General features: G+C 59.2%; 26 protein-coding genes and 2 pseudogenes. 6 read left to right on the plus strand and 22 right to left on the minus strand.

What is annotated here, in order from left to right:
• Positions 1-54: 54 nt before the first annotated feature.
• Positions 55-1230 (minus strand): annotated as a pseudogene (locus LPA46_RS11100) (RNA-guided endonuclease InsQ/TnpB family protein).
• A complete protein-coding gene (locus tag LPA46_RS11105) occupies positions 1227-1403 on the minus strand; it encodes a hypothetical protein (RefSeq protein WP_230892565.1) in 177 nt (58 codons plus the stop codon). The pseudogene LPA46_RS11100 and the gene LPA46_RS11105 overlap by 4 nt, the downstream one beginning before the upstream one ends.
• Before the next feature lie 298 nt (positions 1404-1701).
• On the opposite strand from LPA46_RS11105, the gene LPA46_RS11110 reads away from it, so the two are divergent.
• On the plus strand, positions 1702-2601 hold the full coding sequence (locus tag LPA46_RS11110) for a PhzF family phenazine biosynthesis protein (RefSeq protein WP_010904224.1): 900 nt from the start codon (positions 1702-1704) through the stop codon (positions 2599-2601).
• Between the two features lie 490 nt (positions 2602-3091).
• On the opposite strand, the gene LPA46_RS11115 is transcribed toward LPA46_RS11110, so the two are convergent.
• The 4 genes from LPA46_RS11115 to LPA46_RS11130 form a co-directional block, all read right to left on the minus strand.
• The gene (locus tag LPA46_RS11115; protein ID WP_058984766.1) at positions 3092-3421 is read right to left on the minus strand and encodes a hypothetical protein; all 330 of its coding nucleotides are present in this window, start codon (positions 3419-3421) and stop codon (positions 3092-3094) included.
• Entirely contained in the window at positions 3418-3726 is a 309-nt protein-coding gene (locus LPA46_RS11120; RefSeq protein ID WP_230890072.1) for a hypothetical protein, read from the minus strand. Before LPA46_RS11120 ends, LPA46_RS11115 begins: the two co-directional genes overlap by 4 nt.
• Positions 3727-3849: 123 nt before the next feature.
• Entirely contained in the window at positions 3850-4092 is a 243-nt protein-coding gene (locus LPA46_RS11125) for a hypothetical protein (RefSeq protein ID WP_010904227.1), read from the minus strand.
• 47 nt (positions 4093-4139) lie between these two features.
• Positions 4140-4751: a hypothetical protein gene (locus LPA46_RS11130; RefSeq protein WP_010904228.1), complete on the minus strand. Its 612-nt coding sequence runs from the start codon at positions 4749-4751 to the stop codon at positions 4140-4142.
• 114 nt (positions 4752-4865) lie between these two features.
• Between LPA46_RS11130 and LPA46_RS11135 the strand changes: the two genes are divergently transcribed.
• Together LPA46_RS11135 and LPA46_RS18840 are read left to right on the plus strand one after the other, a co-directional pair.
• The gene (locus tag LPA46_RS11135) at positions 4866-5705 is read left to right on the plus strand and encodes a hypothetical protein (RefSeq protein WP_070807669.1); all 840 of its coding nucleotides are present in this window, start codon (positions 4866-4868) and stop codon (positions 5703-5705) included.
• Between the two features lie 60 nt (positions 5706-5765).
• Complete coding sequence (locus LPA46_RS18840) at positions 5766-5894, plus strand: hypothetical protein (RefSeq protein ID WP_259371300.1); 129 nt, start codon at positions 5766-5768, stop codon at positions 5892-5894.
• A gap of 109 nt (positions 5895-6003) precedes the next feature.
• On the opposite strand, the pseudogene LPA46_RS11140 reads toward LPA46_RS18840, so the two are convergent.
• From LPA46_RS11140 to LPA46_RS11215, 16 genes and pseudogenes are all read right to left on the minus strand, one after another.
• Positions 6004-6340, minus strand: a pseudogene (locus LPA46_RS11140) (DUF7558 family protein).
• On the minus strand, positions 6341-6631 hold the full coding sequence (locus tag LPA46_RS11145) for a hypothetical protein (protein WP_135536588.1): 291 nt from the start codon (positions 6629-6631) through the stop codon (positions 6341-6343).
• 166 nt (positions 6632-6797) lie between these two features.
• Entirely contained in the window at positions 6798-7256 is a 459-nt protein-coding gene (locus LPA46_RS11150; protein ID WP_135536590.1) for a hypothetical protein, read from the minus strand.
• Positions 7257-7329: 73 nt separating this feature from the next.
• Positions 7330-8607 carry a phage NrS-1 polymerase family protein gene (locus LPA46_RS11155; protein WP_230892567.1) on the minus strand — a complete coding sequence of 426 codons (1278 nt, stop codon included), beginning with the start codon at positions 8605-8607 and terminating at the stop codon, positions 7330-7332.
• Positions 8608-8958: 351 nt separating this feature from the next.
• Positions 8959-13284, minus strand: coding sequence for a primase-like DNA-binding domain-containing protein (locus LPA46_RS11160; RefSeq protein WP_442908242.1), 4326 nt, complete (start codon positions 13282-13284; stop codon positions 8959-8961).
• Entirely contained in the window at positions 13271-15478 is a 2208-nt protein-coding gene (locus LPA46_RS11165; protein ID WP_230892569.1) for a VirB4 family type IV secretion system protein, read from the minus strand. Before LPA46_RS11165 ends, LPA46_RS11160 begins: the two co-directional genes overlap by 14 nt.
• The gene (locus tag LPA46_RS11170; protein ID WP_230892570.1) at positions 15471-16592 is read right to left on the minus strand and encodes a hypothetical protein; all 1122 of its coding nucleotides are present in this window, start codon (positions 16590-16592) and stop codon (positions 15471-15473) included. Before LPA46_RS11170 ends, LPA46_RS11165 begins: the two co-directional genes overlap by 8 nt.
• Before the next feature lie 2 nt (positions 16593-16594).
• Complete coding sequence (locus tag LPA46_RS11175; RefSeq protein ID WP_230892571.1) at positions 16595-17710, minus strand: hypothetical protein; 1116 nt, start codon at positions 17708-17710, stop codon at positions 16595-16597.
• Positions 17711-17712: 2 nt separating this feature from the next.
• On the minus strand, positions 17713-18549 hold the full coding sequence (locus tag LPA46_RS11180; protein WP_230892572.1) for a hypothetical protein: 837 nt from the start codon (positions 18547-18549) through the stop codon (positions 17713-17715).
• A gap of 3 nt (positions 18550-18552) precedes the next feature.
• Positions 18553-20289, minus strand: a complete 1737-nt coding sequence (locus LPA46_RS11185; RefSeq protein WP_230892573.1) for a hypothetical protein — start codon at positions 20287-20289, stop codon at positions 18553-18555.
• Positions 20290-20317: 28 nt separating this feature from the next.
• The gene (locus tag LPA46_RS11190) at positions 20318-20737 is read right to left on the minus strand and encodes a hypothetical protein (RefSeq protein ID WP_230892574.1); all 420 of its coding nucleotides are present in this window, start codon (positions 20735-20737) and stop codon (positions 20318-20320) included.
• Between the two features lie 6 nt (positions 20738-20743).
• Positions 20744-21022, minus strand: coding sequence for a hypothetical protein (locus LPA46_RS11195; RefSeq protein ID WP_230892575.1), 279 nt, complete (start codon positions 21020-21022; stop codon positions 20744-20746).
• 206 nt (positions 21023-21228) lie between these two features.
• Positions 21229-21411 (minus strand): exodeoxyribonuclease VII small subunit, encoded by a 183-nt coding sequence (xseB, locus tag LPA46_RS11200; protein WP_230892576.1) that lies wholly within the window; start codon positions 21409-21411, stop codon positions 21229-21231.
• Positions 21412-21413: 2 nt separating this feature from the next.
• Entirely contained in the window at positions 21414-21638 is a 225-nt protein-coding gene (locus LPA46_RS11205) for a hypothetical protein (RefSeq protein ID WP_230892577.1), read from the minus strand.
• A 162-nt stretch (positions 21639-21800) separates the two neighbouring features.
• Positions 21801-22361 (minus strand): TATA-box-binding protein, encoded by a 561-nt coding sequence (locus tag LPA46_RS11210; RefSeq protein ID WP_230892578.1) that lies wholly within the window; start codon positions 22359-22361, stop codon positions 21801-21803.
• A 379-nt stretch (positions 22362-22740) separates the two neighbouring features.
• Positions 22741-23148: a hypothetical protein gene (locus tag LPA46_RS11215; protein WP_230892579.1), complete on the minus strand. Its 408-nt coding sequence runs from the start codon at positions 23146-23148 to the stop codon at positions 22741-22743.
• A 350-nt stretch (positions 23149-23498) separates the two neighbouring features.
• Here LPA46_RS11215 and LPA46_RS11220 point away from each other — a divergent pair, with 350 nt between their 5' ends.
• The 3 genes from LPA46_RS11220 (at position 23499) to LPA46_RS11230 (ending at position 25706) form a co-directional block, all read left to right on the plus strand.
• A complete protein-coding gene (locus LPA46_RS11220; RefSeq protein ID WP_230892580.1) occupies positions 23499-23903 on the plus strand; it encodes a hypothetical protein in 405 nt (134 codons plus the stop codon).
• A gap of 182 nt (positions 23904-24085) precedes the next feature.
• The gene (locus tag LPA46_RS11225; RefSeq protein WP_230892581.1) at positions 24086-25264 is read left to right on the plus strand and encodes an outer membrane protein assembly factor BamB family protein; all 1179 of its coding nucleotides are present in this window, start codon (positions 24086-24088) and stop codon (positions 25262-25264) included.
• 295 nt (positions 25265-25559) lie between these two features.
• Complete coding sequence (locus LPA46_RS11230) at positions 25560-25706, plus strand: DUF7563 family protein (RefSeq protein ID WP_230892582.1); 147 nt, start codon at positions 25560-25562, stop codon at positions 25704-25706.
• The last annotated feature ends 510 nt before the right edge of the window (positions 25707-26216 follow it).

The following is a 26216-nucleotide window of genomic DNA, read 5'->3' on the forward strand; positions in this document are numbered from 1 at the left end:
GTCCGCTCGCTGGTGTCGCGGCGACACCACGGCGGCACCTTGCGGGTCTGTGCGCTATTCGTTGGGAGCCACTATGTCCCTCTCGACGGGGTACCACTGGTGGTCGTCCCACTGGAACCGCACGGGCCGTGCCGTCGGCCTGACCGCGATGTTCGTCGCCTGTTCGAGCAGCGTCCGCGACGCGACGAGATCAGCGTGGCCCTCGAAGCCACACGGACACCGCAGCGTCTCACGATGCCGGCGGGTCCGTTCGCGCTCACCACACTCCGGACACGTCTGGGAGGTCCACGCCTCGGAGGTTGATGCCACCTCGATGCCGTACTCCTCGCAGACGTTCGCGAGTTGATCGAGACACTGCCGATGCGCCCAGAACGTGCGGGCTTTGAGGTTCGCCTCGACCGACCAGTACTCGCCAAGGACGCCGGTGAGGTCGCCGTGATAGATGGTTTCGACACCGTCGTCGTGGAGTCGCTCAACGAGGTCTCGAAGGAGCGCGTTCACGGCGTGGTCGCGCCGGCGGGACCGCTTCCGATAGAGCCGCTGGATTCGGTTGCTGGTCTGCTGGCCCGCCGGTAGCTTCGCTTTGGCGTCGGCGATACGCTCGGTGGTTTCGCGGAACTGCCGGAACGGCTCCTGACCGCTGTACCAGTACTGGGCGCCCGTCGTCGTCGTACACGCCACGAAGACGTTCGCGCCGATATCGAGCGCGGCGACGTCTGTCCCCGTCGGCGTCGTCTGTTCAGCCTCGGGAACCGTCACCGGCTGGTGGGCCCGATACGTCTCGTCGACGTCGTCGTAGGTGAGGTGGAGGCGACCCGGCTCGCCCTGCCAGTGTGGTTCACCGCGAACCGCAACCTGGAGCCGTTCGAACTGACCGAAGCCGTACTCGTCTTTGAGCTGGCCGCCGATGGGCACTTCGAGCCGGGAGCGCTCGCCCCAGGTAATCGTGTAGGCGTCGTTGCGGATGTAGGTCCGAAGGTCACGCCCGTCGCTTTGGTTCCCCCAGTAGCCAGGCGGACTAACCTCCTGGGTCGTCGCCGACCCCAACACGTCGACGTACTCGTCGTAGTAGTCTGCACTGTCCCAGACGCTCTCGCCGGCGAAGAACTGTTGCCGACGGGCGTATGTCAGCTGGTTCCAGAGGCTCGCTTACGCATCGAGAAGGCGTCGAAGGACTGTGTCGGCCCGCTCCGATTGCGGGACGACCTCGAAGGTGTTGGTCCGTCTCATCGCTCTGCCTCACCCCACATTCGCGGCACGTAACCGAGGCGTTCGATGTCGTCCGCATAGTCCCGTAGGAGCCCGATGAGGACGATATCCGGGGCACCGTTCTCAGCCTGTTCGACTAGCCACTCCTCCAGTTCAACCTCAGCTTCCTCGATCTCGTTCAGTTCGATCGACATCGATCATCGCGCCTCCATCAGACGGTTCAGCTGTCGCTGGCGGTGGTAACACATCCCGAATCACCTGTGCTGTGCAGGCACGACCGAACGCGCCTGCATCCTTCGCAGGCGCTCAAAAACACTACCGGACTAAACAGTTGAACCAAATATCATAGAACCATACCAAGCTTGATTTCTCGGGTTTCTACAGCCCGTAATTAGGAGAGTAGAAAGCGCACTCCGAGTAAGAGAGACCAGTGACACTCGCCCTGACGAGACTACTTATCACCCAATCTCTGTAAGTAAATACGTGAGCAGTATGAGTGACATCCGCTATGATATCGTTGACGTCTTCGCACAAAGCCAATATACGGGGAATCAACTCGCGGTTGTCCAACCAGAAGGTGAATTGAGCGGCGAAGAAATGCAGCGGATCGCGAACGAATTCGACTACTCAGAGACAACATTCATCGACCCAGATGGAAGTCATGCGGACGGATTCGAGGTCCGCATCTTCTCGCCCACGACAGAACTACCGTTCGCCGGCCACCCCACGCTCGGTACGGCGTACGTTCTCCGAGAGCGGCTCGGACTTTCCGATGATGAACTAGTGTTACACGAACAAGTCGGCGCAATCCCCGTTTCAGTCGAAAAAACAGCTACTGGTGATGAAATCTTACTAATGGAGCACCCGGAACCAACGTTCGATGAAATAATTGAGCCTGCGAGGGCGGCGGACGCGGTTTCCCTACCAGCTGACGTTCTGGATGACCAGTTCCCAGCCCAGATTATCTCAACTGGCGTTCCGACACTAATTGTGCCAGTTGAATCGCTAAGTGCGGTGAAGGAGGCCGAGACTAATGATGAAGTGTATTCGGAATTGGTTGATCAGTACGGAGTACGGAATCTCCTCGTGTTCGCTCCGGAGACATACGAACCAGAAAACGAGCTCAACGTCCGAGTGTTTGCAGAGTTTTTCGGTATCCCTGAGGATCCTGCGACTGGTGCTTCGAATGGGTGTCTCGCTGCATACCTTACTGAGCACCAGTACTTCGACACGTCTGAGATCGACGTACGTGTCGAACAAGGATATGAAGTGAACCGACCCTCACTACTGTATCTACGTGGGCAGACAACTGCAGATTCGATTCAGGTAGAGGTCGGTGGGCGAGTAATTCCGACTGCGACTGGGACTCTCGTCGAGTCGAATAGCCTCTAAACTGGCTCCGATATCATTCTATTAGTTCGTTCGGGTTCTGCGGCAGAATTGATATCGTATGTCTATTTCCGCTGTGTCCTCAGCTAAAGATCAATCAGTAGGTGGTGAGCAGCCACGCCGCGCAACCCCTCGCGCTTACCCGCTGGCGTCGAGACCAGATTCATTTTAGCCCGGAACGGGCGCGGGCGGTGCGGAGAGCGCCCACACGCCCGGAATGGTCGGTCGCGAACGACGCGGAGGGCGGCATGCGGCAAGCGGGGCGGGCCATAGAGAAACCTCGTTCAACCGAATCCGGCGCTCGATGAACTAGCCGACAGCCCGGTGGACTCAGAAAGGGCGAGGCCGTCTCGGTCGTCTCCCGACCCCGCAAGCACCGCAGGAACGAGGCGCGCAGCGGGGTTCCCGTGAGCGGAGCGAACGGGAGCAAGCGAGACGCAGTCTCACGTGGTCGCGGGACGTCGAGCGGCCGAGGGCTTTCAGTGGAGAGGCCTCAGCTGTCTTGTTCCGAGTTTAGCTCTCGGAGGTATCCGGTGGCTGCGGTGCCGATCCAGACACCATCGACGTTGCGCATTTCGAGGTCAACTGTCGCAGTGCGGAACGGGTAGTGCTCGACGAGGATACGGCGGATCACGGTTTGAACAGTTTCTATCCCGTGTCTTTCGACGATATCTGCCATGGCCTCGTCGAAATGCGCATTCATGTGATCGTCACGGGGATCCTGGGCTCGCTTGCGAACGAGTTCACAGACGTCTTCGACGGACGCGTGGGCGGGATTCTCGGTTCGCTCCCGTACGTCGTAGAACGCCTCATCAACAGTCATGAATCGGGCTTATCATCAAAGGTGGCGTCAGTAGAGGCATTCGACGTGTTCGGTTCCAGACGGCGCTGGCGACGGACCTCTGCGAGCACATCCTCGAGCATCGTGATACGTTCGATGCCCTTTGCCTCACTCACGATCTCGTCGATGAGCGACGCGCGTTTGGCGGCCTGCTCATCGCCGTCGGTTCTCTCGATGGCCTGGATACGGATCGAGCGCTTCTCCTGCCAGCCACAGTTCCAGCAGTTTTGCGAACAGGCGATTTGGTCGTCTTCGTCAGCAGCAATCACAGCCTCTACGAGCGACATTGAGAGTGGCCGCTCTGGCCCAACCTCTATCGTGATGTCAGATCCACATTCCGGACACTGCATGGTCTTCCAGAATACCGCCAGGGCTGTCAAGATATGGTTCTCTGAGCGAAAGAGCGAGACCTAGGTTCCCGATTCTGGGTCTTGTAGTCGATCTCGGACATTTGCAAATTGGACCGGATCGGTGTCACCAGTTTCAGCGAGATCGTTCACCGACTGCAGCTGGGAGTTGATGAGTTTGTTTTGCTGGCGTGACCACTCCTCGTCACCGTGGGTCCGGATGTATTCCGCCCACTGCTTGATCATGGTACGCCGTTGCTCTGTATTCCCGCGCTGGTTTTCTTCAAATTCTTCTGAATCCAGCATTGTAGTTCGCACTACCGAGTTTTGTGAAGCATAGTTCGCGTATCCCCCTAGAAGAGATCGTCAATTGGGGATTCACTACGCTCCTCTTTGGGAGTCTCATCAGTAAACAACGACCCTTCTTGGAGCGCCGCTCTCCTATCTTCAGCGGATTCCGACTCTGTAACGTCGATCTCGTCGAATTCGAGCGCATCTGTGACCGCCTCCGGGAGGTCGGGGCGCGCAGCATTGAGGTGGCGTTCGACCTGTTCAGTCAACGCCGTGTGGTCGTGGAGCGACCGCATGATTGGGACCCCACGGAGATATTTGTACTCGTAGAGCAGTTCGACGCCGAATTCGGTAGGTCCCCAGAAGTCTGTCGGCAGGCCGCGTTCACCTTCGTTCGGCTCGTGATGGTACTTCGAGACGATGTTTCGATCCGCGAGGTTGTCGAGCTGTTCGCGAATCGTTGACCGGCTCTTCGGGATGAAGTAGTCAAGCTCCGTGATCGAGGCGAGGTGTGACGGATGGCCGAGGAGCACCTGGATAATGTGGTTTCGTGTCTCCTGCGAGAGAAACCGGTGGACGCGCCGCTGTTTCTCATAGGCGTCAGCACTACCGACGTCGAATACCGTATCAGCGTGTGCGTCTGCCGGTGCCGGCGTGTCCGTCCGTTCGCTCATATGAAGTTCTACTTCCTGAACGATTGTAACTGTTCGGGTGTACCATGACGATTTAGAGAGGAAATCCCGACGTAGTTAGCAAGACCTAACACCGTTGCCTGAGAAGCACCCACTGTGACTGAGGAGACGCGAAAGGACCGCTGGCGACGCGTGAAAGCCGCCGTGGATCGGGCACTTCACGGCGTTGCGGTTCCGCGACCGGATCGATCAGAGGTTGCCCGGTTCATCAACGAGGCTGTGCCCGCGTTCACCCAGGCGGGCATCACGACCTATCTTGTGTTCGGCAGTTATCGCGGCGACTACGAGGTTCGGCTCCGAGCGATGGCGTACGAACTCAGCAAACCCATCGACGCTGAAGCCACACTCATCGGTGACACCGCTGATCCAGACACGCGTGTCGTGCCGTCGTTCCTCATCAAGTTTCACGCGCTCGCCGAGTTCGCGGACCACCTCGTTGGCGTCTACGAGAAGGAGAGTGGCGGTGAAAGCCCCGAATTGGGGCTGCTCGATCAGCGTCCCTACTTCGAGAAAGGTTGGATGTTCCCCCGGGATTATACGGGCTTGACGCGAGATGCCCTTGAGTCGAAGGCGGACGTGATCGACGCTGCCATTCAGATATACTATGCACCAGACGCTGACGATGAGACGAAACGACGAGAGCTGAAAGCACTCGTCAGTGAAGCGCAAACCTTTGATATCGATATCACCGAACAGGAGGTCGTTGATGCGCTTCGCGACCGTGACCGGGATGCTCTCGGAGAAATCGCATCCTACAGTTGGGTCCACCTGAATCTGTTTCGGAAATACGAACTCCACGACCGCTGTTTCCCCTGGTTTTCGGAGCAGGAACTTCGGACTCTCGCGACGGAAGTGCCGGGGCCGGCCCGTCCGCAGTGGGAAGAGGAATTCGAATCCACAGACCTTGGAAACACAGAGTCTGATGAGTCGGACTAACCGCCTGCGAAAATGGCCGCATACTCTTATCTCCGGACACCGGAGATGAAATTGAATACCATGCGTGAGGATGCTGCTGGGCTCTACGAACGAGGCGTCGAAGCGGACTGTAGTGCCGAGGAAGCCTGGGAGCAAATTCAGGTCCGCAACGAGAAGACCGAATGGGATATCGAGGCCATGTTGGACTGAGCCCTTTCGGGATCTCGACAACCGGATTGAGTTCCCTCGTAGGGCTGGATGCATATCCCCGAATCTATTTTCCGGACGTACTGAACCAGTGGAGCGCACTGGGGCAGGCCTATTCGGAGTTTATGTCAGCAACGAGATGCTCTTCGAGGTCGCGCGTCCAGTACGTCGCGGGCCCACCAGGACTACAGCGGACACAGAGGTGTACTGTTCCGTCGAGGTGGCCGAGTTCGACGTGGAAGGACGTGAGTGCCGGCAGCGTATCGACGATGCGTCCACAGCCGTCGTAGGCATGGTGGTCGAGGTCGTTGGAATCAGGGCGCTCCTGAATAGCGCAGTCGACGCAGATCGGGTGGGTGACCCAGTCGTCTTTCCCCCAAGTGCGGGCGTCGTCGAGTTCCGAGCCGGGGAGCGCATCGCAGAACACAGCCGGAGAGTGTTTGCTGCAGTTACGCGTCCTCTTCGTCGGCGTCGCAAGCGGCCGTCCACCCGCGATGGAAGACAGCCAACTGTCTGATCGAATCGAAGGCCGCGTTACTGGGCTCGTGAACGAGCACCCGTTCCTCGGCGACAGGGGTAACTACACCCGCCTCGACGAGGTCCGCGGCGAGGTGCCGCGCGCCGGTCTCATCGATGTCCTCGGTCGCAACCTGTGTGGCGTCCTGGTCTTGGGCTACCAGTTCGTCTTCGAATCGCTCATGATCGTGTGATGCGTCGTCGTATCTGTTCGGGCCATTCATATGGAAATCAACTCTAGGCACGCTCACCTGCGCGCCTCGGCCCTCACGGCGCCGAAAAAACTACTGACGGCACTGTGCTCGCTGTGACCGACGTCGGGGAGAGATGACGCTGCTCACTTATTAACCAACACTCCGGCCCTTGTCGCGGCGAGTGTTGGTTAAGATATCACCTGCTTCGCGTCTCGTGCTGTAACTCTTGGAGGCCCTTCACCGCGAATGTATCAGGCTCGTCGACGGATGCTCCGTGGCTCTGATTCGTCGCGAGGGAAGATGGGCGTGAGAGACGGTTCACTAGCTCCTCCCGGACGTCCTCGCGACTGATTCTCTGCTCGTGCCAGCCAAGGCGTCCGTCGTAGTGACGTTTCTGGAACGTCTCGCCGACGTCGTCGGCTACGATGAACTGCGTCCGCTTCATCCCCCAGACATTCGAGGAGATGTACTCGGCACCGACGTCTTCGTGGGTGAGTTCGACGAGAGTGCATTCGACGAACGAGACGATCGCTTCACTGTTACGAGTGTTTGGAACGGACAGGCGGAGATCCGACCAGGGCGATCTCGACGCGTTGAGATGGGCTGGCACTCGGTCAATACCACGGTCTCGCTGGTGCTGTCGCTCAGAATGCATGCGTTGTTTCGGGGTAGTTCGAAACCCCGTCACCCGTCTCGGGGGTGAGAAACGCTACGTCGCGGTCTCGACGTTACTTCGAGTCACTTCCGAACAACCGTTTCGTCCGGCCCCATACGGACGCTGTCTCGGACTCGTTATCGCCTTCACCAGTATCGGCAGGGGTCGATTCTTGGGGATCCCCTGGCTCTCGGTCACGGGTTGCCAGCTCCTCGGTGAGTCGCTCGACTTCTGCTTCGAGGGTGTCGATCCGCTCGGTTTTCTCCGCTAGTGTCGCCTCGAGTTCGTCGATACGCTCGCCCAAGAGCCGGTTCTTCTCGGCTAGATACGCACGGCTTCGCTCCGAGTCACCGGCGTCGACACCTGGAGACGAGTCGGCAGCTGGGTCGTGGGCGTCCGCGGTGTCGTCGCCAGCGTCCGGCTCGTAGAACTCGGAGGTGGTCGCAATCGATCGCTCGATGGTCTTCTCACCGTACGTCGACCCGTCAGCGTAGTGGACCTCGTCCCATTTCTCGCGGTGGAGTTCCGACTGGCGGAACAGTTGGTCCATCTGCGTCTGGTCACCGCCGGTCCAGAACGCCAGCAAACAGCACAGCGCCATATCTGCCTCGGAGTGGCTGTCGTAGCCGCCCGTGTCTCCGTTCCAGAGCCGCTCGAACTTCTCGCCGTTCGACGCATTCCGGGCTTTCTCGAGGAGTTCCTCATCCTCGAGGTCGACGTCAACGCCAGCGTCGACCGTATCGGTCTCCGTTGACTGGTCGTCAGTGCCATCACGCTGCTCGGACTCGGAGGCTGTGGCACGCTCGGTGTCCTGGACGTACTCACGATGAATCGCTGTGAGCGCGTCCTGCCGGCGGGCGACGTGAGTCGGTGTCTCGTCGACGTGGTCGCCAGTGACGGTGAAAAAGCGTGCCGTATCGTACAGTTCGACGCTCCCGCGACGGTTCCGACCCTCCGGGAGTTCCCCCTTGATGAGCACGTGGAAGCCGGTGCCCGACGGCGACACCTCCGTGTAGGAATCCAATCGGTCGATCATGTCCCGCGCGGCGTCGTCGACGTCGCCGGTCTCCGGATCGCGACAGTCGTCCAGATCGACGCCGACAATGGGGTCGTCGTCGGTAAACACGAACCCGACACCGTCCGCATGCTCTGTCTCGGTGTAGTCGAGTGCCGTCTCGAAATCACTCCAAGTATCGGATTCCGTCGACGACGCGAACCCACCAGCCCCCGGCGTCACCGGAATCTTCGTTGGCTTGCCGTCTCGCTCCTCTTCGCGCCAGCACACCCACTGCTCGCGTTCGCACAACGTCTCCGGAATCGCCTCCGGCTCGTTGACGATCGGTTCACTCACCTTCACGTAGCACCTCGCATGGCTCTCACTGTCTCTGAGCCAGAACAGAACGCTCTCTGCGTTACGTCTCGATCCAATCCCTTGGTCCCAACGGGGACCCCCCGTTCTATCCTAGTTGGTTGTTGGGTGGAACACTCGCTATAGCTGGTTGAAAATCGCTGGACGTGAGCGTGTTCCACCCATTTCGGTCGTTTCGTTGGTGTTCCACCCATTAAGGATTTGGGTGGAACATGCCGCCGTCGGGTGATTCTCGACCAGAGGGTCTGATCGGGTAGGGTCATGATTCAGTTTGGGTGGAACACCTCCCGAGAACTCGCGATGAAGCTGGGAATTGGACCGTGTACATCCATTTCATGGTTGAGAATCCTCCTCAGAGCGGAGGCGGACACCAGTGTAATGCCGGACGGGTTCCCCGTCGATTCGCTTCTTCGTGGAGTCCACCTCGATGTGGGTGTTGAGCTTCCGTGTGAACCAACTCTTATTCAGCGGATCGTCGATGTCATGAGCCTCTGCCCAGTCGTTGTAGAGGCCGAATACGTCATCCTTCGGTACGGCTCCATCTGCGTCTTCGATAAGATATTCGTCGACGAACGATTCGAACGACGGTGGCGATGAGATTTCCTGCTGTTCCTCGACTGTGCTATCTGGTTGAGGAGTCTGGTCAGGTTCTTCAGCGGCCGCTGAACCAGATGATACTGGGTGGAGCGACCCATCGGTGATTGTCGAGAGTGGCCGCTTCTCACCGTCTTCATACACGACCGATTCCGCCTCATCGTGAAGGATAATGATGCCGTACGTCGAACGTGTGTAGTCTGGTACGGGGAGTTCGGCTTCGGGGACGAATGGCTTCTTGATACGCACCCAGTCGTCCTCGAACGCCGATTTCGTCTCGTAGATGTGTTGCTCACCGTGCTCGTATACGACGTACTCGTCGGCAGCGTGGTCGTAGCTGTAGATGGCTGGCACACGGTCCTTCGAGAGGTTTTCAAGCGACGGGAGGCGGATGTGTTCCGTCCCGCTGGTATCACGGAGGACGATCTCGTCGCCATCACGCTGCCAGATGTTCTGGGTCCCGTTCTCGTCCCCGGTCGCCGGTCGGACAGCCGTCACTCCACCTTCTTCGGTCGCCCCGCCGTTGAATGTGAGATTCGAGTCAGTCGTGTAGAACCGCGTCTCGTCATTCTGGAGGGTGCGAACGGGTGGTGTGAGAATGCCGTCAACGCGCTTGGCCCACTCAGTTTCATCTGTTCCGGGGCGAACGACAAACAGCGGGATATCCCCTGCTGCTTGGGCCTTCCGGAGATTCGTGAGCACTTTCGCGGGATTCTCGGGCGTCGTCGTCTCGACCTCGATAGCGAATCGGTCGTCAACCTCGGGATGGCTCGCCCTCGCGTCAGGTTTCTCACTGCCATCCTGGGCGAGGATTGAGACGGTGAAACCGAGTTCGCTGAGTTCTTCTTCGATCTGGAGGAGTGCCGTATCGTGGTCATGTCCGCCGGCGGCTTGTACGCCCCCAGTCTCGGGTGTCGCGATGTCTTCGCCAGCGTCGGTCAATCGAATCCGTATTTCGTCTGCTTCGATATCGACGGTCGTATCGAGATGGCGTGATCGCTCGCGGATATCTGCTAGTTCCTCATACGACGGTGGTTCGGCATCGACTTCTTCGAAGAGCCGCCTGAGTTCCTCGTCAACCGCTTCGACATCTACCCAGCCGTTCTCTTCCCGACAGCCGTCTCGAAGCTGGCGGCTTCGAACCACCTTCGCTAGCGCGACGTCTAGGTCGTCGCTTTCGATGCTGAGTACCTCGTGTAATTCGGCAGGTGCGCTCGCTGTCGACACATCTGATTCCGCTGGCACCCCGTAGTCGTCACTGATGTCCTCGTGCATCGAGGCGAGCGTCTCAGTGAACTGTTCTTCTTCACGCTGTGTCAGCGGGTACTCACTCTCGGGATGGCCCGGCGGGATTTCGAGCGGTGTGAGACTGAACGGATACGGCCCGGTTTCTCCGAATGCTGGGCTCGGGACGCTGCCGATCCACTCGCCACGGGGTAACGAGCGAATCCGGTTGGCGAAATCGTCCGGGTCCATCTCCTCGTGGGCCATCGCCCGAGCCAGTTCTCGGTCGACGTTGATCTTGCTGACGAGTGAGGTCCCGATGTTGTTCAGGGCGTTCAGGTAGACTTTCCGCCCACCTTCAGCTTCCAGTTGCTCGGGGAACTGCATTGAGAGGCCCACTGAAAGCCGGAATCCTCGTCCTTTCTCGAGGAGGTCGTTCATGATATCGGAGACCACGACTGAGGCCGCTTCGTCGACGAGAAGGTTCACGACGTAGTCATCGGAGTACTGGGTGAGGTCGCGCTTGCGGTCTTTGAGCGCGTCGTCGAGATTGGTGAGGATCATGCCCGTCATAATCCGGGCGGCCTCGTCGCGAAGATCGCCGAGGTCGAACAGGATGACTTGGTTATCGTCGAGCACTTCTCGGAAGTCGAACTGGTTCTCGGTGTTGTTGAAGATGCGGCGCAGGTGGGGGTTCTGTGAGATGTAGTTGAGGCGGTGTGTGACCCCACCCATCACGTTGTCGAAGGTGGTCGAATCGTGTTGGAATTGCCGCCGGATCATGCGGGAGACCTCCTCGTCGCTCGATCGGGGTGCGTCTGCGAGATTCGGCTGTGGCGGGCCGGCTTCCCACAGCTGGTCGATGACGTGTTCGAGCTGTCGGTGGGCGAAGTAATCGGTTGACTCCCGGTACTGGCCGTTTTCACGGCCGTATTCCTCGTCGAACAGCGCGGTGATGAGCGTCTTGATGAGGGTTGGGGCGACCGTCGCCCGCTTGTATCGGTCCTCGTCCATGACGAGCTTCAGGATCTCTTCGTAGTGGTCGGCTTTTCGCCGGACTGCATCCTCACGGCGGCGGCCACTCTCCAGCGAGGGTTCGAGATCGAAAAAGGAGAATCCGGGAAGCACGTCCGGGATCGGGAAGTGGACGACGTTCTCCTCGAGGTCGGTCATCCCGAATCGGCGCGCGTGGGCCCGCATGTAGTTCTGCGCCATCTCGTCGTTTTTCGGAAGGACGAGGATGGTCGGCCCCTCAGTGTTGTCGTACAACGAGAGCATATCGTTGAGGAGGGCTTTTGACTTGCCTGAGCCGGTGGTGCCGAATCGTCCGTAATGCATCGGCAGTAAGCGGGGCGGAATGTGTGTCGGGACATCTTCGGGGTCGCCAGTGTCGTCGAGGGCATACCCGATAGCCATCCCGTCACGGAACTCGCTCATAATGTCCTGGTGAGGCCGGGCGAGCGGATTCCGGCTCTGTTGTTCCGCACGCGTTCCACGTTCGCCTTCCACGGAGAGTTGGTCCGAAGAGGGAACGACGAGGAAGTTCGCGAGTTCGCGGCCGCTCAGGACGAACTCGGGTCGAGTCTTGCCACGGCCGGTCGTAAGCTCGCGGTCCAAAAGCCGTTGCAGCGCGGTTCGTGCGTGCTGCTCTTTTTTAGCCTGCCGCAAGCCGTTGTCGCGCACCCGTTCGGCCTCCACTTCGTAGCACGGCCCATCGAGTGTATCGAAGACGGGGGCAAGTGACTCCAACCGCTCGTCGAGTTCCTCACGCTCGTCGTCACCAGACGGAACGCCAAGGGCGCGAATATTCGCGGTAAACGAGCGCTTCGCGTTTTTCGCCTCGATAGCTCCGACACGAGCTGTTTGTGTGTCACTCAACTCCTCCCGGCTTCGGCGGTCGGAGCCGTCGTCAAACTCCAAGAGTGGCCCCAAAAACCGCTGCGCCCAGGTATCCCGCCCCTCGATGATGTCTTCCATACGAACTTCAGCATCGCTCTGCCAGCTCGCCCGTCGCTGGAAGACGACGTGGAACGCTAGTGGGGCACTCGCCTCCGTCAAGTCATCGACGAGCGACGCGAGCGCGCCACCAGGCTGGTCGACGGCATCGGGACTATCGTCTACATCGTCGCCAGTGAACGGCGAGAGCGAAGACATCCAGTCCTGTTTCCGAGTCGCCGAGCCCTGCCACCGGACGCCGAGTGGGGAGACGGTATCAGTCGCTGGCCGGGCAAGTACCGTTCCCTCTGACGTCATCGTTGGTTTCGCCAGCGTTGTGACCGGCTCATCCCTGGGAATCGCATCTGGTGGGGCGAGTTCGAGGGCAGTATCCCCAATCTCGATGATGTGGTCGACAGATGGGTCAGCGACCGTCTCTCCATCCGCGGCTGATTCGGCGTCTACTAGCTCGGTTTGATTGTTGTCGTCAGTCGCTAGTTCGTATTGCTCGTCAGGACCGAATTCGTACTGGAGGTCGTCCGACTCATACTGCTCGACGAATGTCTCCTGGTCGAATTCGACGGGCTGCACGAGTCGCGATGCAACATCGACCTCGGTGCGTTCGATGTCGAACGTCTCGGGATAGATCGACCGGAGACGCTTCTCGAGAGTGTCCAGATGCTCGTTGGCTCCGTAGTAGAATTCGACGGGCTCATCCGCACCGTCACTGAGTGCGAGGAATTCGAACCGGGGAGGTGTCTCGCTATGTAGTGGATTCAGTGTGTCGACCAGCCCTGTCGAGTCCGTTGCGGTCAGTTTGTGGAGGCTTTCCAGTGCCTGGGGCACACGCTCCGGCGTGAGTTGTTCGGATGTCGGCGTCACGCGAAGGTACTCACGCATTGTCATCACCTTCCTCTGAGCCCCCATCGGTCTCCGCCGGCGTCCGCTCGGGTGCAGTTTCTCCATTCCCGGTTGCTCGGGCTTCGAGGTCATCTTGGAATGTCTGGATATCCGGATTCACAGCGTCTTCACCAGCACCGGGGAGTGAGGTTCGCCGTTGCTCGGTCGGCTCGAAGTCGATGACCTGCTTCTCCTTGGCCATCGCTTTGACCTGGATGCCACGCCACTCGCCATCGACGCCCACCAGCGCCTCGGAGAAGCCGGCGTCCTCGTTGCCCGGCACGGCGTCCTGGACGAACCGCATCTGCGCGTAGTTCAGCCCGAACTCGTCGGCCCACTCCTCGTCCATCCCGTCGAGGCGGTGGAACTGCTTGACCGCGCACTGGTCCAGAATCGCCTCGGATTCGGCGTGCTCGAAGAACTCGTCGACCGTCTGGGTGACCAACCGAATCGAGAGATCGTGGTGACGGTGGTGGCGGAACACCGTTTCGAGGAACGCCAGGCTCGCGGCGTCCTGCATGATGTATCGCGCTTCGTCGATGTAGAACACGACCTCCTTGTCCGAGGTTTTCGCCCGCTCGTACACCAGCGAGATGAGCAGCTGCATCGTCAGCGCCGTACTACTGTCGACGCTGCCCTCCTGCTGGGCGAGATCGAGATAGATGACCTTCTCGTCGCGGATATCGAAGTCGGACTCCTGGCCGAGGTTGCCGTGCCGACCGCTCTCCTCGAAGGGCCGAAGCTGGTCGAGCAGCCACGTCGCGTCCTCCTTGATCTTCCCCGCCTCCTCGTCAGCCCGTACGACGAACTCCTCGGGCTCGTCGACCATGTCCTCGAAGACGTCCATCATATCCCGAATCGTCGGGCTCGGGTTATCGTGCGTGGAGATGTCGTCGGTGATGCCGTTGCGCTTGTACGCGCGCTTGAGGGCGAGCTCGAGCGTCGTCCGCCGGTCACCGAGCGAGATACCGCGGAGCGCGAAGAAGTTCGTGAGGAAGCTCATCGCGTCATCGAGCTTCTCGTTGAACGGGCTTGCGTCCTCACCCATCGCCCGCTGGACGTGCTCGGGCGTCTCCCGGATCTCCAGCGGATTCAGACCGAGCGTCCCGCCGACAGTGATTCGTTTGGCGTCGAGAGCTTCCGAGACGCCGGCCCAGTTGTTCAGCGGTTCAAGGATGATGCCGATGCGGTCCTTGCTCTGCTCGATGGAGCGGATAAAGTTCTGCTTCGAGCTGAACGACTTCCCCGACCCCGTGTCGCCGACGGTGAACATCGCGTAGCCGTTGTCCCGCGCGAACGGGTCGATAACCACGGGACTCTGGTTGTCCTTGTGAATCCCGAACTCGACGCCGCCCTCCTCGAGAATCGTCGCGTTGTGCGGCGAGGAGAGTAACGCCCCGACGGCGCCGCCGAGCGCGATGGACTCGCGGCCGAACTCGTTGTCACCGATGGGTGCGGCGGACTGGAGGGCAAGGTCCTGCCGGCAGATCGCGGTCTTCGGCGTGAGGTTCGATGGATCATCGCGGAGCGCACTCTTGACCTCCTGGACGGCGTCCCGCAGTTCCTCTTTCTCGTCGGCCCGGACGGTGATGAACATCCCCTGGTCGAAGACGTTCGCGCCATTCTCGACGGCCTTGTACGTCGCTGCGGCCTCGTTCGCTCGCTCCTGGAGATAGGCGCTACGGACGCTCTGTTCGATATCGGCGTCGACCTGCAGGTCGTCGGCGATGTCCTGCAGTTCGTTCCGGGCTCGCTGCTGGTTCTTCGGCGTGATGTGGGCCGTCAAATCGAACTGGACGTCCGTCATCTCGAAGAGGTCGCTCAGATAGCCATCGCTGGGATAGTCGGCGTAGTCGGCGATGTACAGCGTCGTCGTCCACTGTTCGCCGACCCGTGCCGCTCGCGTCTCCCACTCGACAGCTCCGGGCGCGGTAACGGTCTTGTGCGACTCCGAGATGTCGTCGAGGAGCTTGCGTTCGGCCTCGCCTTCTTCGAGCGTCTCCTCGTCGAGGACATCGGTAAAGTCCACGTCTGGTTCATCATCTGCAGTGAAGCGGTCCCAGAGGTGCTTGCTACCGACGCCAAGGCCGAGACCCACTGCAAGGGCAAGTACTGCACTCTCTGCTGGCGTCAGATTCTGGAGCCACCCGGCGACGGAGCCAAGCGCACCACCACCAGTCTGGAGGAGCACGTTACGCATCGTGTGGGTCCTCCCGGCGCGAGTGGCCGATGATCGATTGGTCGCGAACGACACGTTCCGCCTCGTCGTAGTCATGTTCGCGGCCGTTCCAAAAGTCCATATTCAGGACGAACAGCTCGACCGTGCTGAGCCGGCGTGCGGACCACCCCGACGCCTGCTGGATGAACTCGGATTGAACATCGTTCACACGACTGTCGAGCTTCTCGAACATCTGCGCACGACGTTCGATGTCGGTGAGGTCCTCGCGGCGGGTGACGAACGGGTTGAATAGGAATCCGATGACGGGGAACTGGGTCAGCTTCTCGGCGGGGGTGCCCTCGTCGCGGAAGCGGTCGTACACTTCTATCGGGCTGACTTCAACGCCGATGTAGTACCGGACCTGCTGAATGCCCCGGTCACGCATCTCCTTCGGCCGTGTCTCCCGGTACTCTTCGAGGAGTTCCCGGAAGATCGGGTTCTCCGTGACGTCTTCGTCAGTGAGGCGCTCCTCGATGGTCTCGGTGATCTGCTCGACCGGGAAGGAACGGGTTGTGGCGTGGAGTTTGAGCTTCGAGTCCAGCTCTTTGTTGGCGAACTCTTTGCCAGCATCCTGGAGCTGCGCCCAGTCGTCGGACATCGCGAAGTCCATGTTGGCCGAATCGATCTCGATGAACGCCTCCATCGCGCCGTCTTCACGCTGGATGGCACCAGCGCCCGGCCACGCTCGCTTGATGTTCGTGAGATCCTGTGTCCGCTCGTCCGGTTTGAACGGTGTGTAGTTCGCGAGTCCGCCCTCATTCCGCTCTGTCTCGTTGGTACTCGTGTCGGCGTCGACGGGCGCACTGAACGTGACCTGAGGTCGCTTGAGGTAGCGATAGACATCTTTGGTCCACGTCCAGGCGTTCAGGTGGGTTGGTGAGACGTAAATGACGGCGACGCCAAAGCCAAGCCCGCCAGCAACGAACGGGAGGGCGAGCGACTCGATCCCGGTGAGGCCCGCGATAAACAGCCCAATAATGGGGAAGGCGATGAGCATGCCGACGTCGCCTTCCTCGATATTGAGATACGGGATGCGACTCTCCTCACCGAACTGATCCATGATGCGCCGTGCGGCTGCGTCTTCGTCTGTTGACATTGTTAGTGGATTCCGCGGTCAAAGTCCATACCGTGGTCGTTACTCTCCGATTCCGCTGTCGCTCCACCGGGGTCATTCTCGGTACGGCGGTACGACGGCGTGCTGCTACCGTCTTCTCCGTGTCCACCGCGGGCAGCTGCTTTTTGCGCGACGGCCTGGCCGGCAGCGGCTTTCGGCCCCCACCGAGCGGCAGTCGTCGCGACGCCGGCGCCACCGACGTAGGCCCCGGCGGCGACACCGCCGATGAGGGCTGCGCCTTTTGTCGCCCCGCCGACGACTTTGGCCGTCAACGGCGTCGCGTATTTGAATGTCTTCCATGTGATGTAGAGGGCGACCAGTGGGAGGGACGCAGCGACGAGGTATTTGAGGAACGCTGATCCCGGCGTGAGCGTCCCCCCAGCGTAGATCAAGTCGTATCCCTTGAGGACCATCGCAGCTGGGAGCGGGAGGACAGCCAACGGAACAAACCGTTTGCTGAAGCCCAGAGCAATATCGGATACGACCGGAATGTTGCCATAGGCTAGTGCAAAAGCAATCGGCATTCCGTACAGGTAGACAAAAAGCAGGATCCTCCGGATGTAGAACAGGGCCTCCAGCGCCCACATCGAAATCCCGCCCATCACGGCGAACAATAGCCCCAGTCCGGGGTTTGTGATGGCTGCTCCCAAGAACTGAAGCATCGCCGAAGCTACGGAGGAAAGCTCCGGCATCAGTGCAATGGTGAATCCGTTGACGAGGTAGAGCGCGAGAGTCCCAATCCAGTACCACGTGATGATTAGAAAGGCTCCGACCCAGGCTGTTTTCTTCGTCTTTCGGGCTTCGTAGGCACTTCCGATATTGAAGATTCGAACCGTGTGACGTCCCTGGACGCTCATCACGAGGAGCAACAGGGCGACCAGCATGATTTCGCCGCTGATGAGAGAATCGTGGATCGCTGGCCAGGGTGCGTTGGTTGGTTCACCGAAGACAAATGCTCCGTTCGTCTCTGGGGTCGGGGTTCCGAACATCCCCTCAGTTAGAGTTTCATACCCCGATCTGAGACCGTCCATGAACAGCCCGATGAACCAATCAACGACGTCCTTGATACCCTCAAGGACGACGTCGATGAGATCAACCATCGTCAGGCCTCCGTGATCGTGACCTCACAGTCAGTCATCTCGTTAGACCCGGAATACTCGACATTGTAGGTGCTCGTAACCCGATTGCCACTGACTCGGGTCTCGACGATAACCGTGAACTGGCCGCTGTTACCGTCTGGGGAACACCCCATTCCGTCCTCGCTCTCTGAGCCGAACGGAAACGAATTACTGAACAGGTCGGCCGTCTCTCCAGGGGGGACTACTACTCGGTCGGTTTCGTGCATTCCACTTCCTCTGGGGTTCTCAATCGGATTGGGAACGTCCCCGGAGAAGATCAGTTCAGTTATCGCTTCCGGACCGCTCCCTGTGTTCTCTACTGTGACGAATGCCTCACCATTCTTGATCCGGTCCGTCTCTGATTCACCATAGACTTCGTCCCACGGCTTATCTGGATTATTCCGATAGAGTCCAACATCCTGTATCTGGATCCCTGGACGCAGTTCAGTTGTGGTCTCGACTACTGTCTCCTCACCCTTCAACGCGAGTACGCGGTACTTACCGGGCGCATACGCGGTGCCGATTTCGAACGAGACCTGCTGAGCACCTGCGGCTACGTCACGCTTCCCGAATAGCTCGCCGTTCGGTTGGATGAGGTTGACTTGGTCGACGTCGGCGTCTGTGGAGAGTTCGACGACGAGTGTTGTCCCCTCGACAGCGATGCGCGTGAGCGGGCCTTGGCCGTCTGGAGAGGTCGTTCCGTCACTAGGCGTTCCAGAACCGCTATTGTCGTTCAGACAGCCAGCGACGCCTGCGAGCGCAGCACTGGCGACTGTTCGGAGGGCGGTTCGCCGACTGATGTGTGGGTGGTTGCTAGTCATGAACTATGAGTTCCGTTGGAAGATGTCTTCTGGACCGATCATACGGAGGAGCCGCGTGCCTGCATAGAACATCACAATGAATGGGACGAGCTGCCAGCCAACCTCGAAAATGAACGCGAACCAACCGTCGATGGTGCCGAGCGGATGCCACCGAGCTGTTGCCGTCGCACTCACATACGCGGGGTCGTGCCCGAGCCACGAACCCGGATGGTACCGAGCCGTGTAGATCCCCGGCTCATCGATCGTCACGATCGCCACCCCGGAGGCGTTGGTCTCGACGCGTTGCTCCGCGACGGTGATGTACCCGTTGCGAGTGTTCCTGCCGATTGGATATCGTCGGTCGGGATCGCTGAGCACGATTGGTGCGCCGGTCTCGTTATCCCGGAGTTCGATGCGGAGTGTGGCCTGACTTTCGTTCTGCTGGAGAACCTCAACAGTCAGATTACTGCGGCGGAGCTGTCGCTCAGAGCCAGCGTCCGGCTCGACGATTGACGCATTCACGCCCCGGACGATGCCCGCAACGTGCAGCGCCTCACGGTCGACGTTCTCGGCTCGAACGGCGACGCCGTACGTCGTCGTGTACGACTGGTTGACGATGTCGATATTGATGTTCTCACCGATGGTGCCGACTGGTGACGGGCGGTCAGTCCCCCAGGTCTCGATGAGCTCCGGCCCATCTCGAACCGGCTCGGCACGCGGCCCGATCCGCGAGGGATAGGCGTGGACGTACACCGGAATCGCGTCTGACTCGATGGTGGCGCTATCCGTGCGATTCGACCGGACGAGCGTGTCCCAGTTGGTGTTCCGAGCGGTGTAGAACCGCCAGATGCCACGGACTCGTGTCTCACCGTCCTCCGTGAGCGTGTACCCCTGCCACGGCCGCGGCTGGAAGATGGCCACGCCGGCGTCGCCGTTCGGATACTCAGCGTAGTAGGGGGACGCCGAGAGGTCGTAGATCTCGGCAGTGATCGAATCGGAGACGTTGCGTGATTCCGTCCGATAGGTGACGTCGACGTCCGTCCGGTCGCCCAGGTCGGTCCTGACGGTTTTCTTCAGCCGGACGCTTATCTCCGCTTCCAGCGTGAGATTCGCACTCCAGTCGTCCTCGATCTGGTAGTCGAGGGCAGGCGTATGGGCCCCGTCACGCTCGGCGATGGTCTCGCCGTCCTTCTTCAACCGGACTTCTTCGATCTCGTGCTCCGTGAGCGACCACGAGATAGTTGTGTTGCCGGAGGAACTCCCGTTGGGGACGCGAACGCAGTAATCAACGAACCCGCGCATCGTCCCATTCGGTGCGATGTAGAGTGGGGTTTCACCGGACTCGAGGTGTCCACGAGTAGAGGGCTGGACGGCGAAGATCGTCGCGTGAGCATCCTCGATGAAGACGCCGTCCTCGAGGTCCGCGTGCCGTGGATGCACGGACGTATATGGACCGCCGGCGTCGAGGTCCTCGAAGTCGTTCCGCGTCCACGTCGCCGCAGTCGCCGGCGGCCGTTTGAACGTAATGTCCGTCCCGTTGGCGACCTGATGGACAGCGGAGCGGTCCTCGCCGTACCGCTGGCGGTACTCCTTTTGCGTGATGTAGCTGTCCGCATCACGTGACCACAGCGTTGCCGACTCGTTTTCCGTGAGCCCGTTCCCCTCCGTACCTGGCCGCGGCGGGTCAGCGGCGACGATACCCGTGACTAGGCTCGTCGCGAGCAAGCCGGCCATGAGCACGGAGAGCTCTCGATGGTTCATAGGGCTCGCAACGGGGACTGTGGGGTGGTTACCAGGGGACGAGGTCGACGCACTGCGCCAGCGGGAGGCCCATCATCGACCCGGCGACGGTGTACAGCGGGCCGAGCACGACGAGGACGACCGCGGACTTCATCGCCGAGCGCTTGTGACGCTTGAGGCCCTTCTTCTGCTCGGGATTGAGGGTGAACATCTCGATGAGGGAGTCAGCCTGCCAGACGATAGCGAGGCCAACGATCCCCAGCGCGGTGGTCAGCTGGAAGAATCCCTCAATCATACTTGGGAGGTTGTCCGCGCTACAGACAGCGTTGTCCTGAGCGGCAACTGGCTCGACAGCGAACAGGCCCAGGAGGACGAACGTCAGCGCGGCTTGTCGGGGAATCCTGCCCGTCAGTAGTGACTCGGTGTCGGTACTACGCTCAGGGTCGGAGGGAGTCTGATCCGGTGACATAGCGGGTTAATCATCGGCGGCATCTCCAGTCGGTGGCTGGCTCTGCTCGTCTTCAACGAGCGACTGGAGGTCGTCGAATCGGTTGGTGTCCTCTGCGATCTCTTCGAGTGTGTAGCCCTGCTCGCGGGCCCGTTCGAGGAGGTCGCGGAGTTCATCGGGATCAACACCGCGGACTTCCATTTCCTCGCGGAGGGCGCGGCGATAGAGGGCGGAGGCGTTGATGTGGTCGTTCCACATCAGGTACAGGTCATCGATGTCTTCGATGGTGACTGACCTCGTAATCATCCATGTGGGTATGGGTGTGCCCTGGCTGAGTCCCGGTACATATTGGCGGCGTAGCTGGATGATGCCTAAATACTTTCTGGTCAGTGAGTATTGCAAATTTGTTGAGTAAATGATAATAGAATTACTTATTAATCTCGTAGAAAAGGCTTAACCAACATTTGCCGAGAGATGTGGGATCTGTTGGTTAACTCTGAGAATCAGCTCGCTTACTCGAGTTCCACAACTTCTCCACTTCCCTCGTCGAGGATTTCTCGTACCTCAGTCAAGAGCTTCTGGCCTTCCTCGTGGAGTGCTGTGCCTTCATCGAGGTTGCACTCGTCCGCGTCGAGTTGCTCAATAATCTCCTCGACGCGGCTCAGTCGGTCGTGGATTTCGGAATCTTTTGCCACGCTTAGATCACCCCCAGCCAGAGCGCAGTGATGAGCAGCAACAGCACCAGAAGCACGGCAATAGCGGCCTTGTAGTAGACTGGCGGAAGACCCTCTGGTGCCGTCACCTCCTCGACAGCCTCTGCCAGTTCCGCCTCGTGTTCGTGCTCGTGCTGGAAGGTCTCGTACGTAGCGTCAAGTTGCTGCTCTAGCGGCTCGATCTCGCTGGCGAGAAAGTCATCGCTCACACAGCGTGGCCGCCGTGAAATTGCTGCTCGTCGTGACTGGGAATCCCAGTACGTCGACGTCAGCGAGTAACACCCCTGTCCCCAGCGATCAGGGACGGGTGGATGCCACTCGCCCCAGCAACACAGCTCCTTTCGCGTGGTAGTCGTTCTATAGACGGGGGATTACTCAAGCAGGCCGAGTTCGGTGAGGCGGTCTTTGACGTGTACTAGCGCGTGCTGGGCGTCCTCAGATTCATTTGCGCCGGTAATCACGAGTTTGCCACTGCCGAACAGGAGGACGACGACATCGGGTTCATCGAGTCGATAAACAAGGCCGGGGAACTGTTCGGGTTCATACTCGATTTGCTCCAATCCCAGCCCGATTGCGATTGCGTTCAAGTTCAACGATTGCTTGAGGTTGGCACTGGAGACGATATTCTGCACCTCAATCGGCGGATTACTCGCGACATCGATACCTAACTCGCGGATGTCATCGAAAACGATCCCGAGAGCTTCGTGAACGTCATCGACGCTTTGCGCGCCGGTGCAGACGACTTTCCCCGAGCGGAAGATCAGCGTGGCTGATTTCGGCTCCTGGAGGCGGTAGACGATTCCCGGGAAGTCCTCGGGGTTGTACTCGGCGCCGGGAAGGTCTGTGGCGAGTTGGTCGAGGGCGAGTTCTTGGCCGATATCACTGGATGCAACGACGTTCTCGATTTGGATTGTGTCCACCAAAGTGCTCATACAGAGTATTCGTCGGACAACTCACTTAAAGTACGGCGGGTAGAAATGTGTGGCGCTGGTGAGACCCTCAACGGCTACTAGATCCGAGCGTAGATTGGTAAGGACAGAAGCTGTATCGCTCAATCAGTGGAACGCCGTTACGTGACCTCCTCCGTTTCGAGCCACTCTTTGAGCTCCCAGAAACAATCCGAACACAGACGCCCTTCCAGTGTCTCGACTGAATCCGACGGATGCTCGATTCGGTACCGCTGGTGGCGTTCCTGGGATGAGCCAAGTTCCGTCCCACACTTATCACAGTACTCAACCATACCAAGGGATTGTCGCTGACGAGGGGAATATTTGGGGGCCTATTCGTTCGGCAGTGTTCAGATAGGCGAGGTTATTCCTCAGTCTTGGTCTGTGGTGGTAGTTGTCTCTGCACCTTGAACTGGGTTTCACGAGTAATCTCCACGCCAGTTTCGAGATTCCCTGTTACCGAGAATTTGTACAGTCCCTCGGAGAGATTCTGAAATAGGTACGTGGTCTTGCGACCTGGTGGCGTCGGATGTTCGAAGAGGGCGAGATGCCACGAGTGTTCCTCGCCACAGTCCAGCGTCCGAGTCTCACCGTCCGCGACACCGCCCTCCGTTGCGACTTGTTCCCAGCCATCAGATGTGCGTCTCTCGATTTCCCATGCCTTCGTCCGCGTGATCGTCAGCGAAGCCGTCGTCTGATTCCGGAGAGTAAACTCGAACCCGTCGTACGTCTCCTCGACGGTAAACACCTCGTTTTCAGCGGTGAGAGTCACCTCGCCAGACCCTGAACACGACGGCGGGGAGGAGGGAGCGGGCGTGGTTGAATTTGGAGTGTCCTGAGTCGTTGACCCAGTGGGTGAGGTGGCGCTACAGCCGGCAAGCAATACGCTCCCGACACTCGCAAGGATGGCACGACGAGACCGGTTAGAGGGCACCACTACTGAATTAGAACATGTTCAGCAAGTGTCTTCTGGGTAGATCGCACCCCTACTGATCGGCTGCTCCACTCAATCCAACTCGTGAGAATCCGCTCGCTGTGGTGCGACGTTTCGATAAGTACAGAGGAACTACTGAACGCTAACGGTAGCGGAATCATTATTTATCAGATGGACGTAGCCTTCGTATGGGCCTGAGCGTCTCCGGGTACACTCCATCACTCCTGACTCGTCCACGAATTCAGTCAGTTTGTGCAATCGTCGTTGTCGTTGGGTCACTTCTTCCGTGGACGAGGATTCCAGCAGGAGTCTTCAATTTCATGTACTTCCCGGGGTTGGAGTCTGGGCTTGCGGTGTATGGCCAGTATACGCTCATCGCTGGCGTCGGAGCGTTCGCATTAGGCTGGCAATCGGCGGGCACTCGGGGGATTCGTATCACTTCAATAGGGGTTGCAGGACTCGTTGTTGTGCTCAGTCTCGCTTGGATCGTCCGGCTGATGAACGTTTCCGGCTTTAGCCCCGCGATAGGTGCATTCTTGACCCTTCTTGGTGGAATTAGCCTCCTCACAGTAGCGTTCATTCTCGATCAGTAAGCATTCCTACTGAGCGATTGTTTCACCCGAATCTACTGGTAAGAACCCGCCTCGATGTGATGCATAGCTTCGCTAAGTACAGAAGGTGTATTCTGCAGCCCGGCTCGCCTAGGCCAGCAGTTTTCGAGTGATAATTTGACCCAGCCAAATAATATTATGGCTGGCCGTACAAAATTCGTCTAATGCCCTCTAGACGCCGCTTCCTGACCACCATCGGTACTGCCGCTTCTGCTAGTTTGGCTGGCTGTCTGGGGGGTATTCGAGACTACTTCGAGAGCGATACCACTGTAGAGGGCCCTTGTGACGATTCACCCACTACGTGGCCAACCGCTGGTGGTGATTCCGGTCGCACCGGCCACACTGATACCTCTCCCCCGGCTCCCGACGCCGACGCCGTTGATCTCCTCGCCGGCATCCACAAGGACGGACAACAAGAACTCGCCGCCGCACTACCAGTAGTCGCAGACGGTACAGCATACGTTCCGGTGGCTAGTGGACTCATCGCGGTCGATCTCCAATCCCCAATAGACGGGGCGCGCTGGAAGTACGACCTCGACGAACAGGTTGATGCAGTGCCACTGATTACTTGTGGGGTCGCCTTTGTCCCCGGACTGAATCGTCTGGACGCGCTCGATCAGGGGACTGGCGACCGGTATTGGCGTGTTACTGCTGGGAGCCGGGAGGCGACGTCCGTCGCGGCGCATGATGAGACCGTCTTCCTTGCTGGGTCGTCCCTGATTGCGATCGACATGCGGACTGGAGACCGCCTATGGAGTGCTAATGGTGGTGACACACTAGCTCTCGATAATGCAGGCGTCTACACCACAGAGAACGCTAATGGGACTGGTGACATCTACGGTCACGATTTAGACGGCGAACAGCGGTGGCATCTCTCACTCGGGAAGATTGTCGGGTCGGCCTCCGTTCAAGATGGGACGGTCTGGGTTGCGGACAATCGCGGAACGGTGTACGCGATTGATGCTCACAGCGGGGAGACGGTCTGGTCACGGTCACTCGACGGCGTTGAGAAGATTCACTCCGGCCTCGCCGTCGATGGCGATGACGTGGTCGTCCCTGCAGGCATGGGCAGTACGAGTTTCGTCCTCGACGCAGCGACGGGTGAAACACGCTGGAAAAAGAACACTGGAATCGTTACTGGCCGTCCTCTCATCGGTGATGATTGGATCGCGCTTGGCCGGACGAACACCGGAATTACGCTCTACGACCGAGAGACGGGCGACCAGCGAACGACGTGGTCACGCGAGGAGTACGGACTTGGGACGATTGATGGTCTCGTCGCGGTTGAAGACGGGTTCGTGGTGCGCGGCGGTACGACCTCGGGACTAACGCTGGTCCGGTGAGCGATGCGCCCCGGCAGTCAACACAGTACCACCCGATTATCGACACCTGACAGAAAGCTCGGTGCTTACTTCGCATCCTCACTTACCGGCTGTTTCACCGAACATAGTATCTGATCAATAGGATTTCAACAGCGCCAAATTGGTCACTCCATAGCCAGGCGATCTATGCGACAAGGTATTGAGTTGTGAGCTTCCCAAGACTAAGTCTGGAAGGGTTGTGGACGCTTCTGCAGTTCTACTCGGTCGTTTCGTCGCTGACAGAAAGCCTATGACCGATAAGATGACTGCTACTGGTATGCCGGAGTGCCAGAACTGTGGCAGCCACGTCACAGACGTCTACGTCCGTGTATTCACCCCGGACTCTATCGACGAACCACGTGTATGTCCGAACTGCGAAGACATGACTCGTGACCGCGAGGGCGTCCGAGAGAAACGAACATGATCCAAGTCGTCACGTATCGTAATATCGAAAGAGCCGATGGCTGGCCCTTGACAGACTGGCACTCTACAGTGTTATCAGCCTGAGGGGTAGCGAACTTCGTGAGTGACCGATGGTTCTGGCCTCCTTTCTCGTCTGTCTCATCAGGATGGGCGATTAGCAAGTGATAGTGATTTCGAAGCTGGCGCCACCGCTTGTCCGTTTGTTGCCGAAACCTCCCAGCCGTGTCGACTGGCGACTTCTTCGACGATACTGAGTCCGAAGCCGGTCCCCTCGTCAGCAGTTGTATAGAGTAGTCGTCTCCTCGGTAAGTCCCGAGGTCGATAGTGTCAAAGATTTCTCGCTCAAATGAGCGAAACCGTTGGAGCGAGCTGGACACGAGCAAGGACAAGATGAGGAGAGACCAAGCAGGACGTCAAGCGGATTGGTGCTGGAAGCGTGATTTCTCGTGGACGATGCAGGAGATGGCAAGATAGAGACAATCACCCCCAACCACCGCCTCCACGACTTCCA

The sequence above is a fragment of the Halobacterium sp. KA-6 genome, from assembly GCF_021029015.1.
Taxonomy (GTDB): Archaea; Halobacteriota; Halobacteria; order Halobacteriales; family Halobacteriaceae; genus Halobacterium.

Excerpts from the sequence above, each read along its gene's own strand:
- LPA46_RS11105 (WP_230892565.1), bottom strand. The coding sequence starts at position 1,403 with ATGTCGATCGAACTGAACGAGATCGAGGAAGCTGAGGTTGAACTGGAG.
- LPA46_RS11110 (WP_010904224.1), top strand. The coding sequence starts at position 1,702 with ATGAGTGACATCCGCTATGATATCGTTGACGTCTTCGCACAAAGCCAA.
- LPA46_RS11115 (WP_058984766.1), bottom strand. The coding sequence starts at position 3,421 with ATGACTGTTGATGAGGCGTTCTACGACGTACGGGAGCGAACCGAGAAT.
- LPA46_RS11120 (WP_230890072.1), bottom strand. The coding sequence starts at position 3,726 with ATGTCGCTCGTAGAGGCTGTGATTGCTGCTGACGAAGACGACCAAATC.
- LPA46_RS11125 (WP_010904227.1), bottom strand. The coding sequence starts at position 4,092 with ATGCTGGATTCAGAAGAATTTGAAGAAAACCAGCGCGGGAATACAGAG.
- LPA46_RS11130 (WP_010904228.1), bottom strand. The coding sequence starts at position 4,751 with ATGAGCGAACGGACGGACACGCCGGCACCGGCAGACGCACACGCTGAT.
- LPA46_RS18840 (WP_259371300.1), top strand. The coding sequence starts at position 5,766 with ATGCGTGAGGATGCTGCTGGGCTCTACGAACGAGGCGTCGAAGCGGAC.
- LPA46_RS11145 (WP_135536588.1), bottom strand. The coding sequence starts at position 6,631 with ATGAATGGCCCGAACAGATACGACGACGCATCACACGATCATGAGCGA.
- LPA46_RS11150 (WP_135536590.1), bottom strand. The coding sequence starts at position 7,256 with ATGCATTCTGAGCGACAGCACCAGCGAGACCGTGGTATTGACCGAGTG.
- LPA46_RS11160 (WP_442908242.1), bottom strand. The coding sequence starts at position 13,284 with ATGACAATGCGTGAGTACCTTCGCGTGACGCCGACATCCGAACAACTC.
- LPA46_RS11165 (WP_230892569.1), bottom strand. The coding sequence starts at position 15,478 with ATGCGTAACGTGCTCCTCCAGACTGGTGGTGGTGCGCTTGGCTCCGTC.
- LPA46_RS11170 (WP_230892570.1), bottom strand. The coding sequence starts at position 16,592 with ATGTCAACAGACGAAGACGCAGCCGCACGGCGCATCATGGATCAGTTC.
- LPA46_RS11175 (WP_230892571.1), bottom strand. The coding sequence starts at position 17,710 with ATGGTTGATCTCATCGACGTCGTCCTTGAGGGTATCAAGGACGTCGTT.
- LPA46_RS11180 (WP_230892572.1), bottom strand. The coding sequence starts at position 18,549 with ATGACTAGCAACCACCCACACATCAGTCGGCGAACCGCCCTCCGAACA.
- LPA46_RS11185 (WP_230892573.1), bottom strand. The coding sequence starts at position 20,289 with ATGAACCATCGAGAGCTCTCCGTGCTCATGGCCGGCTTGCTCGCGACG.
- LPA46_RS11190 (WP_230892574.1), bottom strand. The coding sequence starts at position 20,737 with ATGTCACCGGATCAGACTCCCTCCGACCCTGAGCGTAGTACCGACACC.
- LPA46_RS11195 (WP_230892575.1), bottom strand. The coding sequence starts at position 21,022 with ATGATTACGAGGTCAGTCACCATCGAAGACATCGATGACCTGTACCTG.
- LPA46_RS11210 (WP_230892578.1), bottom strand. The coding sequence starts at position 22,361 with ATGAGCACTTTGGTGGACACAATCCAAATCGAGAACGTCGTTGCATCC.
- LPA46_RS11220 (WP_230892580.1), top strand. The coding sequence starts at position 23,499 with ATGGGCCTGAGCGTCTCCGGGTACACTCCATCACTCCTGACTCGTCCA.
- LPA46_RS11225 (WP_230892581.1), top strand. The coding sequence starts at position 24,086 with ATGCCCTCTAGACGCCGCTTCCTGACCACCATCGGTACTGCCGCTTCT.
- LPA46_RS11230 (WP_230892582.1), top strand. The coding sequence starts at position 25,560 with ATGCCGGAGTGCCAGAACTGTGGCAGCCACGTCACAGACGTCTACGTC.